Origin of the sequence: Enterocloster bolteae, assembly GCF_002234575.2 — a bacterium.
In the GTDB taxonomy this organism is placed as follows: domain Bacteria; phylum Bacillota; class Clostridia; order Lachnospirales; family Lachnospiraceae; genus Enterocloster; species Enterocloster bolteae.
Map to the genome: position 1 here is coordinate 2,197,240 of NZ_CP022464.2, position 17,296 is coordinate 2,214,535.

A 17,296-nucleotide genomic window follows, 5' to 3' on the forward strand; every position below is an offset into this window, starting at 1 on the left:
AACAGGTAAGGGGAAGAGACAGATGTATCGTGTGATGATAGTGGATGATGAGCCGTTGATTCTGGCGGGTATCGCATCCCTTCTTGATTGGAAAGAGTATGGATGTGAGATTTCCGGGAAGGCCGCAAACGGCCAGCAGGCTCTAAAGCTTATGGAGGAACAGAAGCCTGATATTGTGATAACGGATATCAAGATGCCTGGAATGGACGGAATCGGGTTTATGAAGGCTGTGAAGGAACGGGGATGGGATGATGTGATTTTTATCCTGCTGACCAATCTGGAGGAATTCAGCCTGGCCAGACAGGCATTGTCCCTGGGTGCCGTGGAGTATCTGGTAAAGATGGAGCTGACAGAGGAAAAGCTGGCGGACAGCTTAAAGCTTGCCATGGAACGGCGGGAGATGAAGCGCAAGGCAGAGGCGGCGGGTACGGCTGTGACTGTTTCCAGGGAAGAGGCTGTCAGGGGATACATCGAAAAGCTTCTGACAGATGGAGGAACATTTAGCGGAGGAGCCAGCTCCGGTAATGCAGGTGAAGCCAGCGCACAAAATCAGGGGGAGGGGTACGATTCGTGTCTGAGGCGGCCGGTGCTGGCCATTATCAGCTTTAACTACGGATATGAAGGATTCTCCTCTGATTTTACAAGGGAGGATCAGAAAAAGGTCATTTCCTTTGCGGAAAATATCATCGAACAGATGGTGAAGGGGTATTTTGACCACAGCTGCCTGGTGCGCCGGGAACTGAACAGTCTGGTGTTAGTGATGTCCACAGATGGAATAGAGGACTACAGGGAACAGATACGCAGCCTTGGGGAGAAAATCATATCCGTGGTTAAGGATTATTTTGAAGTGTCTGTGTCCGTGGCTGTCAGCAGCAGGAAGGAGAGCCTGGGAGAGTTCGGAGCCCTTCTGTACGAGGCCATGAGCGCCACCAACCATTATTTTTATCACTCCCTGGACCCGGTGGTATTCTATTCCGAGGAATGCGAGACCAGCGCCAGGCATACGGGAAGCTTCCACATCGGATTCCTGAAAAAGGATCTGTCCCAGGCAGTGGCTTTAAATGACAGCGGACGCCTGGAGGAGATACTGAACCAGGTGGCATGTCTGCTAAGGGAGCATAATCCTTCCAGGCAGCAGGCGGTCAATGCCTGCGCCAATCTGTATTTTTTCCTGTCCTCCTTCTTTGAGGACGGGGAGGAGCCGGATTTTCCCTATGAGGTCAATATTATGGAAAAGCTGGGACGGCTGGGGACCCTGGGGCAGATCATACAGTGGATTAACTGGTTTAAGGAGGCGGTTTCGCGGATTCTGGAGCGGCGCAGGGATACCAGGGTGGATAAGATTGCGGAGATGGTCAGGGAGTATGTGATGGAGCATTATAAGGAGCGCATTACCCTGGGACAGGCAGCCGAGGCGCTGAATATAAGCCAGGGTTATCTGAGCACTGCCTTTAAGAAGCAGTCCGGTGAATCCTTTACAAACTATGTGTCCGCCATCAAGATTGAGAAGGCAAAGGAGCTGATAGCCAGCCATCAGTATATGATGTACGAGGTATCGGATTTGCTGGGCTTTGATACGCCTTTTTATTTCAGCAAGGTGTTTAAGAAGGTTACGGGCATGTCGCCGAAAGAATATGAGGCCCAGTGCCTGAAGCAGAAAAAATTATAAAAACATGAAAATTTTATATAAAACAATAAAACCCATCTGAAAATTTTACAAAAAGTATGATTTGGGTCGATTCGGTTTGGGAATCGGTTCTGGTATAGTTATATCAGAATTTGAAATGCAAATTTTAAGGAGGGTTTTATTATGAGATTAAAGAAAACAGTGGCATTGGCTCTGGTGACCGCCATGGCGGCAACCATGGCAGCGGGCTGCGGCAGTTCATCCTCAGACAAGGGTTCAGCGGCACCTGAGAGCACGGCGGCAGGCAGCGAAGCAGCAGGCGGCGAGGCTGACAGCAAGGAGACAGAGAAAGGGGCTGCCTCAGGGGAAAAGCAGAAACTGACCGTATCTGTGTGGGACAACGACGCTACACCTCAGTTTACTTCCGTGACAAAGGCATTCATGGAAAAATATCCGGATGTGGAAGTGGAGTATATTGACGCCCCTTCTGATGAGTACGCAAACAAGGTGACTGTCATGCTGGCAGGCGGCGATGCTGACCCGGACGTGATTTTCATAAAGGATACAGAGAACCAGGTTACCATGAAGGACAAGGGACAGATTCTGAACCTGGATGAGTATATTGCAAAGGACGGAATCGACCTGACCATGTACAACGGTGTTGCCGACCAGTTAAAGATGGATGGCAGCAGCTACACCCTTCCTTTCCGTAAGGACTGGTATATGCTCTACTTTAACAAGGATTTATTTGACAAGGCAGGGGTTCCTTATCCTTCCGCAGACATGACATGGGATGAGTATGAGGAGCTGGCTAAGAAGATGACAAGCGGCGAGGGCAGCGCAAAGGTATACGGAACACACAACCATACCTGGCAGGCGCTGGTGTCCAACTGGGCCGTACAGGATGGCAAGAACACCCTTATGAGCGAGGATTACAGCTTCTTAAAGCCATATTATGAGCAGGCATTAAGGATGCAGGACGAGGGCGTGGTACAGAGCTATGCCAACTTAAAGACAGGCAGCATCCATTATATCAGCGTATTTGAGCAGCAGCAGTGCGCCATGATTCCCATGGGTTCATGGTTCATCGGAACCCTGACACAGGATAAGGACGCGGGCAAGTTTGACTTTAACTGGGGCGTGACCGCCATTCCTCACCCGGCTGATACAAAGGCAGGCGCTACGGTTGGCTCCACCACACCGGTTGCCATCAATGCAAAGTCCGATGTGCCGGATCTGGCATGGGAGTATGTGAAGTTCGTAACCGGCGAAGAGGGCGCCCAGGTACTGGCTGACAACGGAATCTTCCCGGCAGCAGAGTCCCAGGCCATCAGCGACAAGCTGGCAGCAATCCCCGGATTCCCTGAGGATGGACAGGACGCGCTTAAGACCACCAGCTGGGTACTGGACCGTCCTTTGGATGCCAAGATGGCAGCTGTGAGAAAGGTGCTGGAGGAAGAGCATGACCTGATTATGATTGGCGAGGAGGATGTGGACACAGGCATCGCCAATATGAACCAGAGGGCACAGGAAGCCAGAGAAGACTAATGGCAGAAACAGGATTGTGATGCAGTAAGAGTATTAGGATAACAAGCAAAGAGCGTCTGATTAACGTAACAGCGAGGGTTGGGCGCTCTTTTTGCGCCTTAAAATAAGGAAAATGGTGATTAAAATGACAGGAAAACAGAAAAAAAAATGGAAGAGGAACGCCATCGGTTACTCTTTTATCCTTCCTAATTTTATCGGATATTTTATATTTATCTTTGTTCCGGTAATATTGACATTTGTCTTATGTGTGATGAAATGGGACGGATCCAGCACACCTATGGAGTTTGTGGGGCTTAAAAATTTCGTGAAGCTGTTTCATGACAGCGGCTTTCGGATTTCTGTCACAAACACCCTGTATTACGCGGTGTTTACCGTGCCTCTTACCATGGTGGCGGCCCTTCTCATCGCTGTGCTGTTAAATTCCAAGATAAAGGGCATTGTGGTGTACAGGACTGCGTTTTTCTTCCCCTATGTGGCCTCCCTGGTAGCGGTGGGCGCAGTGTGGAACATGCTGTTCCAGCCGGAATTCGGCCCTGTCAATGAATTCCTCAAATTCATCGGCATTGCCAATCCGCCCAAGTGGTGCGCATCCACGGACTGGGCCATGACCGTTATTATCATTGTCAGCGTGTGGAAGTATATGGGGTATTACATGGTGGTGTATCTGGCGGCTCTCCAGGGTATTTCCCAGGATTTGTACGAGGCTGCCAGCATCGACGGCGCCACGGGCTTCAAGAAATTCCGCTATATCACCATTCCCATGTTAAAGCCAACCACGTTTTTCGTTATCATCATGATGACCATTCAGTGCTTTAAGGTATTCGACCTGATCTATGTCATGACCGGCGGCGGGCCCGGAAGATCCACCAATGTACTGGTGAACCATATCTACAACGCGGCCTTTGTGGACTTTAAGTTCGGCTATGCCAGCGCCAGCGCCCTTGTGCTCTTTGCCATTGTGCTGGTGGTGACCCTGGTCCAGTTCCAGGGCGAAAAGAAGTTCACGGATTACGTATAGGAGGGGCAGAGGATGGAAACGAGAACGTTAAAAAGTAAAATAGGTATCTATATGCTGCTGAGCGTGCTGGCAGTGCTGGTGGTCATTCCCTTTGGGTGGATGCTCCTGGCGTCCGTAAAAACCAGCAATGAGGTGTTCAGCATTCCCATGAAGCTGTTTCCAAAGGAATTCCAGTGGGTGAACTACCAGACCATCTGGGATAAGATACCCCTTCTGGTTTTCTTTAAGAATACCTTTAAGATAGCGGTGTGCACCACCCTGCTCCAGGTGCTGACCAGCTGTTTTGCCGCTTACGGTTTTTCCAAGGTGGAGTTTAAGGGAAGGGATTTCCTGTTCCTGGTATCGGTCACCACCTTTGCAGTGCCCTGGCAGGCATATATGGTGCCTCAGTTTGCCCTTATTTCCAGGATGGGCCTTACGGATTCCCATCTGGGGCTGATTCTGATGCAGGCTTTTTCCGGCTTTGGCGTGTTCCTAATCCGTCAGTTTATGATAGGGGTGCCCAATGAGCTTTTGGAGGCGGCCAGGATAGACGGTCTTTCCGAGTATGGGATTTTCGCAAAGATTGCCCTGCCCCTTGTGAAGCCAGGCATCGCAACCCTGGTGATCTTTACATTTGTAAATATCTGGAATGATTTTATGGGACCATTGATTTATTTAAACAGCACCAAGTTAAAGACCATCCAGTTAGGTATCCGCATGTTCATTTCCCAGTACGGGGCCGACTATGCGTTGATTATGGCGGCGTCTGTGTGCTCCCTGGTTCCGGTGCTGATTGTGTTCATGGTATGCCAGAAGTGGTTTGTGGAGGGCATTACGGCCGGCGGTGTAAAGGGCTGATGGATGACGGCCTGACAGGGGAATGTAAGTGACGCGCAGAGACAACTGATGTGCAGATACAACTGACGCGCAGATATAACTGATGCGCAGATGTAAAACCGGGGAGGACAAAGATGGAGAATAAGAAGATTGACATGAAATGGTGCAGCGGATACTGCAGGCAGTACTGGCCGGAGGAATGTGCCCATATTCTGCGGATTGCAGATGACGCAGTGGCACAAAGATTCCTGTTTGACCTTCCCTGGGACATGGAACAGACCGTAAAGGCCGTGACATTTGAGGGAAAAATCGACTGGCGGCATATGCCCGAAGGCGACCCGGAATTCATATACCAGTTTAACCGCCACCGGTACTGGATCTGTATGGGCCAGGCATATGCCCTGACCGGGGACGGGAAATATGCCAGGTGTTTTGTGAACCAGCTGTATTCCTGGCTGGAGGACAATCCCATAAACCAGGAGACAAAGAACACTACCTGGAGGACCATAGAGGCAGGTATCCGGGGAGAAAACTGGGTAAAGGCCATGGAATATTTTGAGGACTGTCCTGTGGTGACCCGGGCGGTAAGGGAACGGTTTCTGGAAGGGCTCCGGGTCCACGGGGAATATCTGATGGACTGCCGGGTGCCGTTCAGTGATAAGAGCAACTGGGGAGTGCTGGAAAGCCACGGACTGTTTGCCATTGGCGCATATCTTATGAAATGTAGAGGAAATGCCTCGGGAGAAGATGTCGCGGGCGCAGCTGCTCATGATACAGCTGCCCATGATACAGCTGCCACGGACGCAGCCGCGGGCCTTGCACGCCGGGGGGAAGCCTATGTGGCAGAGGCCGTCCTGCGCCTGGTGCGGGAACTGGATATCCAGATTATGGATGACGGAGTCCAGTGGGAGCAGTCTCCCATGTACCACAACGAGGTGCTGCGCTGTCTGCTGGAGGTGCTGCGCGTGGCAGGGCAACAGGGAATCAGCCTGCCCCGGTCCCTTCCTGAAAAAGCCAGGGCAATGGCCTTGGCGGACCTGGCCTGGATGAAGCCTGACAGGACCCAGCCCTTAAATGGTGACAGCGACAGGACGGACCTGCGGGATGTGTTCACCCCTGCGGCCTGGATTTTAAAGGATAACCGGCTCAGGTATGCCGGATACGACCGCCTGGATTTTGAGAGCGTCTGGGATCTTGGGGCGGATGCTGCCCTGGAATACGAGAGCATGAGATCCGAGACGCCGGAATGCCTTTTTCATGCCCTGGAGCAAAGCGGAAACTGGTGCCTCCGGTCCGGATGGGACAGAAATGCGGATTACCTCCACTTTAAGTGCGGTTCCCTGGGAGGCGGCCATGGACATTTTGACAAACTGCATGTGGATTTGTCCATAGCCGGGGAAGATGTGCTTATTGATTCCGGAAGATATACCTATGTGGACGGCAGCCTGCGCAGGCAGCTTAAGTCCTCCTGTGCCCACAATGTGCCTGTGGTGGACTGGCAGGAATATACCCAGTGCACCGGTTCCTGGGACGTGAAAGGAAGGACCGCGCCCGCGGGACAGGACTGGAGCCAAAAGGGGCCGTATACATTTTTACAGGGAACCCATCTGGGATATCTGCCTGCCGGGGTTCTGGTAAACCGCAGAATTATATCCATAGGAACCAGGATTCATATGATCGCCGATGAATTTTATGGAACGGGAACCCATGTGCTGAGCCAGGTATTCCATCTGAATCCCGCCGGAAGCGTGGAAATGCGGGAGGATGTCTTTCTGTACCATGGAATTAGGGCAGAGGCAGCGTTTTACAGGGTGGCCCCGTGGTCTGGTGGGGGCGGCGGCAAAATGGAGCTGGAAGAGACTCCGGTGTCCTTTCACTATAACCAGCTGGAATACGCACCCTGCGTCAGTCTGTGGCGGGAATCCGCTCTGCCCTGCTCCATGCTGACAGTGGCAGCCGGATACGAAACAGGCAGCGGCAACCCCTATACGGTCAGCCGCGTATCTGTCACCTCCCCTGTTACCGGCAGATGCTTAAAGGACGAGGAGGCGGAAGCGGTGCGGATACAGGATGGAAAACATTCCTGGCTGGTAGTCCTGAATCATCTGGAAACTGGGGCGGACGGCGAATACATCGGCGCGGAAGGTAGATACGGCCTGGGGCGGGTCATGGTCTGCGACGAAGCGGACAGGGAAGGCCGGATGACCGTGCTCCAGTGGTAAACAGGACCAGTACCAATGCCGCCCGGCGGCACCAGAATCATATAAAGGAGCAGACAAAGGAGCAGACAAAGGAGCAGACAATGCAGACAAAGGACAGTTTACAAACCTATACAATCATGGAAAAGAGTGAAGCCGAAGCCTGCCTGGACCTGGCGGTAAGCCTGGTGCGGGAAAACCTGAAGACCTTTACCCGCTGTTTTCCGGATTCCAACAGCCGGAACCAATTCTATCCCCAAAGCAGCAACCGGGAATGGACCACCGGCTTCTGGACCGGGGAAATATGGCTGGCATATGAGCGGACCGGGGAGGAGGTATTTAAGGAGGCAGGAACCATACAGGCAGAATCCTTCCTGGAGCGCATAAAGGAGCGGGTGGACGTGGACAACCATGACATGGGATTTCTCTATACCCCTTCCTGCGTGGCCGCGTACCGTCTTACAGGCAATGAGACAGCCAGGAAGGCCGCGCTCATGGCTGCGGATAACCTGATAGGAAGATTCCAGGAAAAGGGACAGTTTTTCCAGGCTTGGGGAGAGCTGGGGGCAAAGGACAATTACCGTCTGATTATCGACTGCCTCCTCAACATGCCGTTACTGTTCTGGGCCAGTGAGACAACGGGAGACCAGACGTACCGGAAAAAGGCAGAAGCCCATATAAGGACAGCCATGGACTGTGTGATTCGGCCGGACCACAGTACGTACCACACCTATTTCTTTGACCCGGAGACAGGAGCTCCTGTAAAAGGCGTCACCCACCAGGGCAACCGGGACGGCTCTGCCTGGAGCAGGGGCCAGGCCTGGGGGATATACGGAAGCGCCCTGAGCTACCGGATTGAGAGAAAACCGGAGTATGCGGATGTGTTCCGGAAGGTGACGGATTATTTTCTAAAGCATCTGCCGTCAGATTTAATCCCTTATTGGGATTTTGATTTTGACGACGGCAGCTCAGAGCCTAGGGATTCCTCCTCCGCGGCAATTGCGGCCTGCGGTATGCTGGAGATGGTTAAGTATATGGAAGGCGGGGAGGCGGCATATTATGGGGATATGGCCAGGCGTCTGGTGAAGGCGCTCAGTGACCGGTGCGCAGTGAGGTGTCATGAGGAGTCCAACGGCCTTCTTCTCCACGGTACCTATGCCAGGGCCAGCGCAGGCAATCCCTGCGCCAACCGGGGCGTGGATGAGTGCAATACCTGGGGCGATTATTTCTATATGGAGGCGCTTACAAGACTTGCGGGGGATTGGGAGCCGTACTGGTATTAACAGAATACGTAATAGAATATATAATAGAATATCCTGTTAAATGATGAGAGGGCAGAACGAATTTTTATATGATTCGACTGCCCTTTTGCGGTTCCTTTGGGCCTGAATAATCCGGCCTATGATTGTTTAAGTGCACACGTGCTTCATATAATAACAGTAGTACCATATAAAACAAGTATTCCTATTGAAATTGTAGGAATACTATGGTATAGTAAAAAGCGTAGATGAAGCTTTTAACTTTAGGACTACAGAAAGGCGGATTTTTATTATGAAGCAATTGATTTATCTGGATAACGCAGCCACCACAAAGACCAGGCCGGAGGTGGTGGAGGCCATGCTTCCATACTTTACAGAATATTACGGTAATCCCTCCTCGGTCTACGATTTTTCCACTGAGAGTAAAAAGGCTGTAAACCATGCAAGGGAGACCATTGCCCAGTCACTGGGGGCAAAGACCAATGAGATATATTTCACGGCCGGAGGCAGCGAGGCCGATAACTGGGCCCTGGTGGCCACGGCGGAGGCCTATGGAAATAAAGGAAAACACATCATAACCACCAAGATTGAACACCACGCCATCCTTCACACCTGCCAGTACCTGGAGAAAAGGGGATACGAGGTCACATATCTGGATGTGGATGAAAATGGAGTGGTCAAGCTGGATGAGCTTAAGAAGGCTATCAGGCCGGATACCATCCTCATATCAGTGATGTTTGCCAATAATGAGATCGGCACCATTGAGCCTATCAAGGAAATCGGGGCCATCGCCAGGGAAAACGGGATTCTGTTCCACACCGATGCGGTACAGGCATTTGCCCATGTGCCCATCCATGTGGATGAGTACAATATTGACATGCTCAGCTCCAGCGGACACAAGCTGAACGGGCCCAAGGGAATCGGATTCCTCTATATCCGCACAGGCGTAAAGATTCGTTCCTTTATCCACGGAGGCGCCCAGGAGCGCAAGCGCCGTGCGGGAACAGAGAATGTGCCCGGCATAGTGGGATACGGCAAGGCAGTGGAGCTGGCCATGGCCACCATGGAGGAACGGGCTGCCAGGGAAACGCAGCTGCGGGATTATCTGATGAAGCGGGTTATGGATGAGGTGCCCTTTACCAGAATCAACGGATCACGCACCAGCCGCCTTCCCAACAATGTGAATTTTGCTTTCCAGTTTATTGAAGGTGAATCCCTTCTCATCAAACTGGATATGGCGGGAATCTGCGGATCCAGCGGTTCCGCCTGTACCTCTGGGTCACTGGACCCCTCCCATGTGCTTTTGGCCATCGGGCTGCCCCATGAGATTGCCCACGGCTCCCTCCGTCTTACCTTAAGCGAGGAGAACACAGAGGAAGAGATGGATTATGTGGTGGAGCAGATTAAGGATATCGTGGGATACCTGCGCAGCATGTCGCCTTTGTATGAGGATTATATGAAGCACAATGGCAGTGAGAAAAAATAATATACAGGGAGAATCCTGTATGAAAGATAAACTTGGAACGATTCAGGAGGAATATAGATGTACACAGAAAAAGTAATGGACCATTTTGAGCACCCCAGAAATGTGGGTGAGATAGAGAACCCCAGCGGAATGGGGACAGTGGGAAATCCCAAATGCGGCGATATCATGCGGATTTACCTGGATATTGATGAGAATCAGGTTATCCGTGACGTGAAGTTCAAAACCTTTGGCTGCGGGGCTGCCGTGGCAACCAGCAGCATGGCCACGGAGCTGGTAAAGGGAAAGACAGTCCGGGAGGCCATGGCTGTTACCAATAAAGCAGTCATGGAAGCACTTGACGGACTGCCGCCTGTTAAGGTACACTGTTCTCTGTTGGCAGAGGAAGCAATCCATGCGGCCCTCTGGGATTATGCACAGAAAAACGGTATTACCATTGAGGGCTTAGAAAAGCCCAAGGATAATATTGAGGAAGAGGAAGAAGAGGAGAACTATTGAGCAGGAAGGTAGTAGTAGGCATGTCAGGAGGAGTTGACTCCTCCGTGGCAGCCTGGCTGTTAAAGGAACAGGGTTACGATGTGATTGGCGTGACCATGCAGATTTGGCAGGATGAGGATACTGAGGTCCAGGAGGCAGAGGGCGGCTGCTGCGGTTTAAGCGCGGTGGATGACGCCAGAAGGGTTGCCATGGACCTGGGTATCCCTTATTATGTCATGAATTTTAAGGAAGAGTTCCGTAAAAACGTGATGGATTATTTTGTGGGTGAGTACGTGGAGGGAAGGACGCCCAACCCGTGTATTGCCTGCAACCGCCATGTGAAGTGGGAGTCGCTGCTCAGGCGGAGCATGGCCATTGGGGCTGATTACATCGCCACCGGCCATTATGCGCAGATAGACAGGCTGCCGGGAGGGCGTTATTCCCTGAAAACCTCGGTTACAGCCGCAAAAGACCAGACATACGCTCTCTATAACCTGACCCAGGAACAGCTGTCCCATACCCTGATGCCTGTGGGAAGCTACCACAAGGAGGAGATACGGGATATGGCAAAGCGCCTGGGGCTGCCGGTGGCGCATAAACCGGACAGCCAGGAGATTTGCTTTATCCCTGACCACGACTACGCGTCGTTTATTGAGGAGTACACTGGAAGGGAGCTGCCGCCGGGAAACTTCGTGGACCTGGACGGCCGTGTTCTGGGGCGCCATCGGGGCATTACACACTATACGGTGGGCCAGAGAAAGGGGCTGAACCTTTCCATGGGACGCCCTGTTTTCGTGGTGGAAATACGCCCTGAAACGAATGAAGTTGTCATCGGTAACAATGAGGATGTATTTACAAATGTGCTCCGCTGCGATAAACTGAACTGGATGGCAGTTGACGGACTTCACGGAAAGCCCATGGACGTCATGGCCAAAATCAGATACAGCCACAGAGGAAGCCCCTGTACCATCCGCGAAATCGGGGATGATATGGTGGAATGCTGTTTCCATGAGCCGGTCCGGGCTGTGACTCCCGGGCAGGCCGTGGTATTCTACGACGGGGATTATGTGGCAGGCGGAGGTACCATAATAAGATGAAGCGGAAGATAAGAGAAAGAAGCGCCGGATGTAAAAGCAGCGGGGCGCCCACAGACAGAATAGAACATAACGGAACGGCACGCAGCAAACGGCGGGCAAATGGTCTGGCCGCCATTGGTCTGGCAGGCATCCTGGCCGCCGGCATGGGACTGACCGGTTGCCAAAACTATGAGTCCAGCAGCGAGATGAAGGCCAGAATCCAGTCCGAAGGCGGGGAGGCGTCCTGGAGCCGGGAGAGCCCGGCAGCCGTCGGGGCCTCAGCTGTACAGGGAGAAGGCAGTGCGGATAATGGCAATAAGGCTGAGACCATCAAACTGGACACAGAGCGGACCACAGCCCCCATGCCCCAATTTGAGGATGTGTCGGACACGGTTTATGTGAAATCATCAGACGGCGGCAGTGTGCGTATACGCTCTGCCTGCGATACCGGGGATGATTCCAACATTCTTACATACGCCAGTCCCGGGACAGCGCTAAAGCGCACCGGGAAGGGAGAGCAATGGACCAGAATTGATTATAATGGGACAGCGGGCTACATATCATCGGGATATATAACCACCCAGGTTCCGGAGACCGCAGCTTTGCCGCCTCAGGCATGTGTGGACAGCGGGGAGGTAACCCTGAATCCTTCGTGGAAATACGCGGAGTTTTCCAAGATTAATTCGGGTGCGGCAGTCCTGTACCGTTCCGAGGCAGCCAGTCCCAAAGGCATTACGGTTTGTGTCAACGCGGGTCATGGAACAAAGGGGGGAGCTTCTGTCAAGACGCAGTGTCATCCCGACGGCACTCCCAAGGTAACCGGAGGCACTACCGGCGCAGGGGCCACCTCTGCGGCAGCCGTGTCAGGCGGCATGACCTTTTCTGACGGAACTCCTGAGAGTAAGGTGACGCTGTCCATGGCAAAAATACTTAAGGATAAGCTGCTGGCGGCAGGATATGATGTGCTGATGATCCGGGAGAGCGACGATGTCCAGCTGGACAACATAGCCAGAACCGTCATTGCCAACAATGCAAGCGACTGCCATATTGCCCTTCACTGGGATTCCACCACCAATAACAAAGGGGCATTTTACATGAGTGTTCCCAATGTGGAATCATACCGCAGCATGGAACCTGTAAAGTCCCACTGGCAGCAGCACAACGCCCTTGGTGAAAGCCTGGTGGCTGGCCTTAAGGGGGCGGGAGTCAAGATATTTTCCGGCGGCTCCATGGCCATGGATCTGACCCAGACTTCCTTTTCCACGGTGCCTTCTGTGGATATAGAGCTGGGAGATAAGGCATCCGACCACTCTTCGGCCACGCTGGCCACGCTGGCAGACGGACTGGTGGCCGGGGTGAACCAGTATTTTGGACAATAAAGAACAATTGTAAATGTAAGGAAAACGTAAATCCTTCCACATTTACAAATAATACCTGATGCGTTACAATGGACATAACACCAAAGGTTTGTTTAAGACAAGGAGGGATTACATGAAATTGATGAAACGTCTGGCGGCAGTGGTTCTGGGAGTTGCCCTTTTATGTCCCATGACCGCCTATGCGGCCCAGTCACAGGAAGCATTGGAGCTGTACAAGGCAGTGGAAGCCAGAAACCAGAACATGACGGATATGAACGCCTTTTACGATTTCAAGATGAAGATGTCAGGCAGCCTGTTTGAGAATGAAGGTATTGATCCCGTTGATATGCGGCTGGAGATGAATATGAAGATGAATCATATACAGGATCCCAGCCAGATGCGCTACATGGCCTATTGCCGTATGACGGTTCCGGAAAGTGAGCCTATCACCTATTCCATGTATTATCTGGACGGTTATATCTACATGGATATGCTGGGCCAGAAGGTTAAGTACCCTGTGGCCATGGGAGACATGATGAACCAGGCCCTGGCGTCATCCAAGGCATTCGATGTGCCGGAAGATTTGGTTGGAGACTTTAGCCTGTGGGATGAGGGAGAGAACAAGGTCATCGGCTATACCATCAATGATGCCAAGATGAACGAGTACATGCAGATGGTACTGGGTTCCACCGGACTTACAGGCATGCTGGACGGCCTTGATATGAAGCTTCACAATATCCGCGGAGAATATGTGGTTAATCCGGCCGGCGACTGCATTAAGATGCGCCTTAAGATGGATATGGATATGACCATGCAGGGTGAGACCTTCAGTGTGAATCTGGACGGCGATGTGGGAATAGCGGATCCCGGCCAGCCCGTGGATGTGCCTGTTCCAAATCCTGCGGAATATACCGAGATGCAGGCAGCAGCCAGTTAGAGGAAATTTGAGGCTGTATGAAAGGCAGTTTTAGAATTTGCGAAAATGTCTAAAAAATTAACGCCAACTACTACACAAAACACGGATTTTAGTGTATAATGCAGTAGTTGGCATTTTTTTGGAGGAGTACCCAAGTGGCTGAAGGGTCTGGCTTCGAACACCAGTAGGTCGGTAGCACCGGCGCGAGGGTTCAAATCCCTCCTCCTCCGTTTATGCAATGAGGACAGTCCGTAAGGACTGTACCTGAAACAGAACACATACCAGCACAATGCCCGGAGCGGGCCGTATCTGCGGTCCTCCGGGCATTGTGCTGTTTTGTGCTGTGACGATTGCAGGCATCTGCACCGGCCCGGGAAGGAAGGGGGTAAAAGTGCGCGGAAAAATGCAGCCCTGATTCATCAGGACTGCATGCGGTTTTCAGGAAATTCCTGAGGAAAATCATGGGTGGCGTTATCAGCACCGGGTAAATCTATTTCAGGAATGTCTCCATCCCCATAGGTGCTGCTGTTTCTTCCTGGAAGTTCCAGGGGTTCCTGTCTGCCGGGATCCTGCTTTCCGGGTGTCTGTATTCTGTCCATGTGCCATCATCCTTCCGTAAACATATTTTCCACGTAGTTGCGCATTTCCTCATGGCTCATTATGTTTCTGGCCCTGTTTACCACCTGTTTCTGCTCCGGCTCCGTAAGACCGGAGAAACGGCTCATGGCTTCGGGATTCATGGCCAGCTCCATGGTAAATCCAATGGGAAGTTCATCTCGCTCTATCATATTCATCACCTCAGGATTAGTATGGAAGGCGGGGATGGAAAATATGCATGGCAGGATTGGGTATTTAGCAGGATTCGGTATTTAAAATGTACCTGTAACGGAACCGGGAATGGTGAATTGTACGGCACCCATGTATCCCGGCGCCACATCATATTCATTAAAGGTAATCACAAGTTCGCCGTTTTCATTGAAGTAATAACTTTCATCGCCTGTTAGTCCCTTGAAATCCTCATCCGGCATATCGGATTGGTAGAAGTACACCACAGAGTCATCCTTTGCCATCTGTTGAGCCATCTGGCTTTTTATATTATCGCTGACGGCCTCCAGCATTTCCGGACGGTCATGGAACAGGTCTTTTAAGGAGATGATGCTGCCGGTAGCCTTATCTATGGTAAATACCTTGACAAACTGAGTGCCGCTGGCCATGGTAAGGGTGGTATCAATGCGGATGGACAGGTATTTGCTGTTGTCTGTCACCACTTTATACTGTGAATCCAGGCCATAGTGCCCCTCTCCGTTGTCCCTGGACAATTCTTCCTCGTACATGGCGATAAGCTCATTGCCGTAATCCTCTATGGATTTGTTGGCCGGTACCTGGGCGCCCTCGGTCCCTTCAATCGTCACCTGGGGAACCTTGATATCTGCCTCAAAATTATCTTTTTTATCTTCATAGGTGCGGAAGGTTACCACCTTTGCAATGGATCCAATGACCGGAATCTGTTCCATGGCATTGGCAAGGGCCGGAGTGGCGTTGGCCAGCACGGTAATGGCAATCATGGCAGCGGCAGCGGCCCCGCCTGTTTTTTTTGCGAATTTCATGATAATCACACCTTTCTGTTCTTTTTTTGCCTGGGCAATGCCCGCAAGCATGCGTTCCTTTGCTTCCGTTGGAACCGGTATGCTTTCATAATCTGATTTCAGCTTATCCATCGGTCTGTTTTCTTCCTGTTTCATGAGCATGGCTCCTTTCTGAAAAATGGTTCTGGTTTGCGCCCAAGGGCATTGGCTCCAGTTCCAGCCTTAGTTTTTTCAGGGTACGGTAAAGCCTGGCCTTTACTGTATTGAGATTTTCACCTACTATATCAGCAATATCTTCTAATTTAAGATCCTCAAAATACCGCAGTATGATGACGGTCCTGCTTTTGTCATCCAGCCGTTTTATCATCTGTTTTAAGTCCAGGTCCTGGTAATGGTCCTCTGTGGGAGTCTCCGGCATTTCTTCTGTGGGTGTTTCTTTCTTTTTCCTGCGCAGCATATCCAGGCTTGTGTTGACCACGATCCGGTAAATCCATGTGGACAGGTAGTCTTTATTTCTGACCCCTTTGCAGTCCTTAATTGCCCGATAGGCGCTTTCCTGGACTACATCCAGGGCATCATCCTGGTTTCGCATCAGCTTAAATGCCAGGCGGTAGTAGCGTTCATAATTTTCTGTAAGGAGACGTTCTGTTTCCGCCGTATTGTTGTATAAGCCCATGTATCTGCATCCTCCTTTCGTATCCTTCTGACTGTTAGACGTCTGAGGCGGGGATAAAGTTGCATCTATTTTAAGATTTTACAGATTGGTTTATAAAATGCAACATCCATTGTGTTTTAAGCTGAAAAATGTTATATTGTTCATGTGACAGAATCAGCGGAACATGAATCAATGAAAGGTGTACGAAAGGATGAAAGAGGAACGGACCAACGATATAGACAGGATGAGAGAATACGAAGATATCCGGCAGGTACCGCTGGAGCCCAACAGGCCTGCGTCAGGCCGGCAGAATCCTCCTGTGGGGGATTCCTACATAGGGGGCAGGCCCAGACGAGAGCGGATTTCCAGGAGAAAGCCCGGTATAGGAGATGGGGCGCCGGAGGCCAGAACGTCTGCAGCCAGAACATCTGCAGCCAGAAAGTCTGCTGACAGAACGGCGCAGGAGGTCCAGAACACCGGAAAGAAGGCTGACCGGTCCCAAAGAAGTAAAAAAGCAGGAAATTCAGGCTCAGGAGAACACCGGAACCGTTCGGGCAAAGGCGTGTCCTTCCTTGCACTTTTGCTGGTGCTCATATTGGGCGCCGGCGCCGGTCTGGGCGGAGGCTATTACCTCTGGGGATGGGAGCGGCCTTATACCGTGGATTTGAAGGCGGTGGAGGTGCCGGATTATGTAGAGCAGGATTTTATAAGGAAGAATATATTTTCCAGACCGGACGTGGGGCGTCAGAAGGTGGATAAGATTGTCATACACTATGTGGCCAATCCCGGCTCCACGGCCAAGAATAACAGGGACTATTTTGACAGCCTGGCTGACCAGGACCCGCAAAAAAGCGGTTCGTCTGCCAGCAGCCATTTTGTGGTGGGGCTGGAAGGTGAAGTTATCCAGTGCATCCCTGTAAATGAGATTGCCTATGCCAATGCCCCTTTAAACAACACCACAGTCGCCATAGAGGTGTGCCATCCGGACGACAGCGGAAAGTTCAATGATGCCACCTATGAATCCCTGGTGGATTTGACAGCCTTCCTCTGCAGGCAGCTGAAACTGACGCCCGGGGACGTTATACGCCATTATGATGTGAATGAAAAACTCTGCCCCAAGTATTATGTGGAGCATGAGGACGCATGGGAGCAGTTTCTTAAGGATGTAAAGACGGCCATGAAGACGGAAAGTGCGGGATGAGGTGCATAGACATATTAAACTAAATACATAAATATAATAAATGCCGTACAGTCTTGAGGTAAAAGATTGTACGGC

Annotated in this window: 16 protein-coding genes and 1 tRNA gene; 13 read left to right on the plus strand and 4 right to left on the minus strand. The window is 51.5% G+C overall.

The annotated features are described in order from the left end of the window. Positions 1–22: 22 nt before the first annotated feature. From CGC65_RS10315 to CGC65_RS10370, 12 genes are all read left to right on the plus strand, one after another. On the plus strand, positions 23–1,669 hold the full coding sequence (locus tag CGC65_RS10315; RefSeq protein WP_002569466.1) for a response regulator transcription factor: 1,647 nt from the start codon (positions 23–25) through the stop codon (positions 1,667–1,669). Between the two features lie 141 nt (positions 1,670–1,810). Then, on the plus strand, positions 1,811–3,175 hold the full coding sequence (locus CGC65_RS10320; protein ID WP_002569465.1) for an ABC transporter substrate-binding protein: 1,365 nt from the start codon (positions 1,811–1,813) through the stop codon (positions 3,173–3,175). Between the two features lie 124 nt (positions 3,176–3,299). Further along, positions 3,300–4,193: a carbohydrate ABC transporter permease gene (locus CGC65_RS10325; protein ID WP_002569464.1), complete on the plus strand. Its 894-nt coding sequence runs from the start codon at positions 3,300–3,302 to the stop codon at positions 4,191–4,193. Between the two features lie 12 nt (positions 4,194–4,205). After that, the gene (locus CGC65_RS10330) at positions 4,206–5,033 is read left to right on the plus strand and encodes a carbohydrate ABC transporter permease (RefSeq protein ID WP_002569463.1); all 828 of its coding nucleotides are present in this window, start codon (positions 4,206–4,208) and stop codon (positions 5,031–5,033) included. Positions 5,034–5,146: 113 nt separating this feature from the next. Then, positions 5,147–7,234: an alginate lyase family protein gene (locus CGC65_RS10335; RefSeq protein ID WP_002569462.1), complete on the plus strand. Its 2,088-nt coding sequence runs from the start codon at positions 5,147–5,149 to the stop codon at positions 7,232–7,234. Positions 7,235–7,314: 80 nt separating this feature from the next. After that, the gene (locus CGC65_RS10340; RefSeq protein WP_002569461.1) at positions 7,315–8,493 is read left to right on the plus strand and encodes a glycoside hydrolase family 88 protein; all 1,179 of its coding nucleotides are present in this window, start codon (positions 7,315–7,317) and stop codon (positions 8,491–8,493) included. A gap of 268 nt (positions 8,494–8,761) precedes the next feature. Next, positions 8,762–9,955 (plus strand): cysteine desulfurase NifS, encoded by a 1,194-nt coding sequence (nifS, locus tag CGC65_RS10345; RefSeq protein ID WP_002569460.1) that lies wholly within the window; start codon positions 8,762–8,764, stop codon positions 9,953–9,955. 57 nt (positions 9,956–10,012) lie between these two features. After that, positions 10,013–10,450 (plus strand): Fe-S cluster assembly scaffold protein NifU, encoded by a 438-nt coding sequence (nifU, locus tag CGC65_RS10350; RefSeq protein ID WP_002569459.1) that lies wholly within the window; start codon positions 10,013–10,015, stop codon positions 10,448–10,450. Next, positions 10,447–11,526, plus strand: a complete 1,080-nt coding sequence (gene mnmA / locus CGC65_RS10355) for a tRNA 2-thiouridine(34) synthase MnmA (protein WP_002569458.1) — start codon at positions 10,447–10,449, stop codon at positions 11,524–11,526. The genes nifU and mnmA overlap by 4 nt, the downstream gene beginning before the upstream one ends. Continuing rightward, entirely contained in the window at positions 11,523–12,884 is a 1,362-nt protein-coding gene (locus CGC65_RS10360) for an N-acetylmuramoyl-L-alanine amidase (RefSeq protein WP_002569457.1), read from the plus strand. The genes mnmA and CGC65_RS10360 overlap by 4 nt, the downstream gene beginning before the upstream one ends. A 112-nt stretch (positions 12,885–12,996) precedes the next feature. Then, complete coding sequence (locus CGC65_RS10365; RefSeq protein WP_002569456.1) at positions 12,997–13,800, plus strand: DUF6612 family protein; 804 nt, start codon at positions 12,997–12,999, stop codon at positions 13,798–13,800. Positions 13,801–13,920: 120 nt separating this feature from the next. Then, positions 13,921–14,009 (plus strand) — tRNA-Ser (locus tag CGC65_RS10370). 189 nt (positions 14,010–14,198) lie between these two features. Here the strand turns inward: CGC65_RS10370 and CGC65_RS10380 are convergent. The 4 genes from CGC65_RS10380 to CGC65_RS10395 form a co-directional block, all read right to left on the minus strand. After that, entirely contained in the window at positions 14,199–14,378 is a 180-nt protein-coding gene (locus tag CGC65_RS10380; RefSeq protein WP_002569455.1) for a hypothetical protein, read from the minus strand. A 6-nt stretch (positions 14,379–14,384) separates the two neighbouring features. Beyond that, entirely contained in the window at positions 14,385–14,567 is a 183-nt protein-coding gene (locus CGC65_RS10385; protein WP_002569454.1) for a hypothetical protein, read from the minus strand. 81 nt (positions 14,568–14,648) lie between these two features. Beyond that, positions 14,649–15,521, minus strand: coding sequence for an anti-sigma-V factor RsiV (gene rsiV / locus CGC65_RS10390; protein ID WP_002569453.1), 873 nt, complete (start codon positions 15,519–15,521; stop codon positions 14,649–14,651). Beyond that, positions 15,490–16,041, minus strand: coding sequence for a sigma-70 family RNA polymerase sigma factor (locus CGC65_RS10395; RefSeq protein WP_002569452.1), 552 nt, complete (start codon positions 16,039–16,041; stop codon positions 15,490–15,492). The genes rsiV and CGC65_RS10395 overlap by 32 nt, the downstream gene beginning before the upstream one ends. Before the next feature lie 190 nt (positions 16,042–16,231). On the opposite strand from CGC65_RS10395, the gene CGC65_RS10400 reads away from it, so the two are divergent. Continuing rightward, positions 16,232–17,221 carry a peptidoglycan recognition protein family protein gene (locus CGC65_RS10400; protein WP_002569451.1) on the plus strand — a complete coding sequence of 330 codons (990 nt, stop codon included), beginning with the start codon at positions 16,232–16,234 and terminating at the stop codon, positions 17,219–17,221. Positions 17,222–17,296: the final 75 nt, after the last annotated feature.

What these genes read in the sequence shown, in the direction of transcription:
- nifU (WP_002569459.1), top strand. Translation starts at nt 10,013, where the DNA reads ATGTACACAGAAAAAGTAATGGACCATTTTGAGCACCCCAGAAATGTG.
- CGC65_RS10315 (WP_002569466.1), top strand. Translation starts at nt 23, where the DNA reads ATGTATCGTGTGATGATAGTGGATGATGAGCCGTTGATTCTGGCGGGT.
- CGC65_RS10340 (WP_002569461.1), top strand. Translation starts at nt 7,315, where the DNA reads ATGCAGACAAAGGACAGTTTACAAACCTATACAATCATGGAAAAGAGT.
- CGC65_RS10325 (WP_002569464.1), top strand. Translation starts at nt 3,300, where the DNA reads ATGACAGGAAAACAGAAAAAAAAATGGAAGAGGAACGCCATCGGTTAC.
- CGC65_RS10320 (WP_002569465.1), top strand. Translation starts at nt 1,811, where the DNA reads ATGAGATTAAAGAAAACAGTGGCATTGGCTCTGGTGACCGCCATGGCG.
- CGC65_RS10380 (WP_002569455.1), bottom strand. Translation starts at nt 14,378, where the DNA reads ATGGACAGAATACAGACACCCGGAAAGCAGGATCCCGGCAGACAGGAA.
- CGC65_RS10395 (WP_002569452.1), bottom strand. Translation starts at nt 16,041, where the DNA reads ATGGGCTTATACAACAATACGGCGGAAACAGAACGTCTCCTTACAGAA.
- CGC65_RS10400 (WP_002569451.1), top strand. Translation starts at nt 16,232, where the DNA reads ATGAAAGAGGAACGGACCAACGATATAGACAGGATGAGAGAATACGAA.
- nifS (WP_002569460.1), top strand. Translation starts at nt 8,762, where the DNA reads ATGAAGCAATTGATTTATCTGGATAACGCAGCCACCACAAAGACCAGG.
- CGC65_RS10330 (WP_002569463.1), top strand. Translation starts at nt 4,206, where the DNA reads ATGGAAACGAGAACGTTAAAAAGTAAAATAGGTATCTATATGCTGCTG.
- rsiV (WP_002569453.1), bottom strand. Translation starts at nt 15,521, where the DNA reads ATGAAACAGGAAGAAAACAGACCGATGGATAAGCTGAAATCAGATTAT.
- CGC65_RS10360 (WP_002569457.1), top strand. Translation starts at nt 11,523, where the DNA reads ATGAAGCGGAAGATAAGAGAAAGAAGCGCCGGATGTAAAAGCAGCGGG.
- CGC65_RS10365 (WP_002569456.1), top strand. Translation starts at nt 12,997, where the DNA reads ATGAAATTGATGAAACGTCTGGCGGCAGTGGTTCTGGGAGTTGCCCTT.
- CGC65_RS10335 (WP_002569462.1), top strand. Translation starts at nt 5,147, where the DNA reads ATGGAGAATAAGAAGATTGACATGAAATGGTGCAGCGGATACTGCAGG.
- CGC65_RS10385 (WP_002569454.1), bottom strand. Translation starts at nt 14,567, where the DNA reads ATGATAGAGCGAGATGAACTTCCCATTGGATTTACCATGGAGCTGGCC.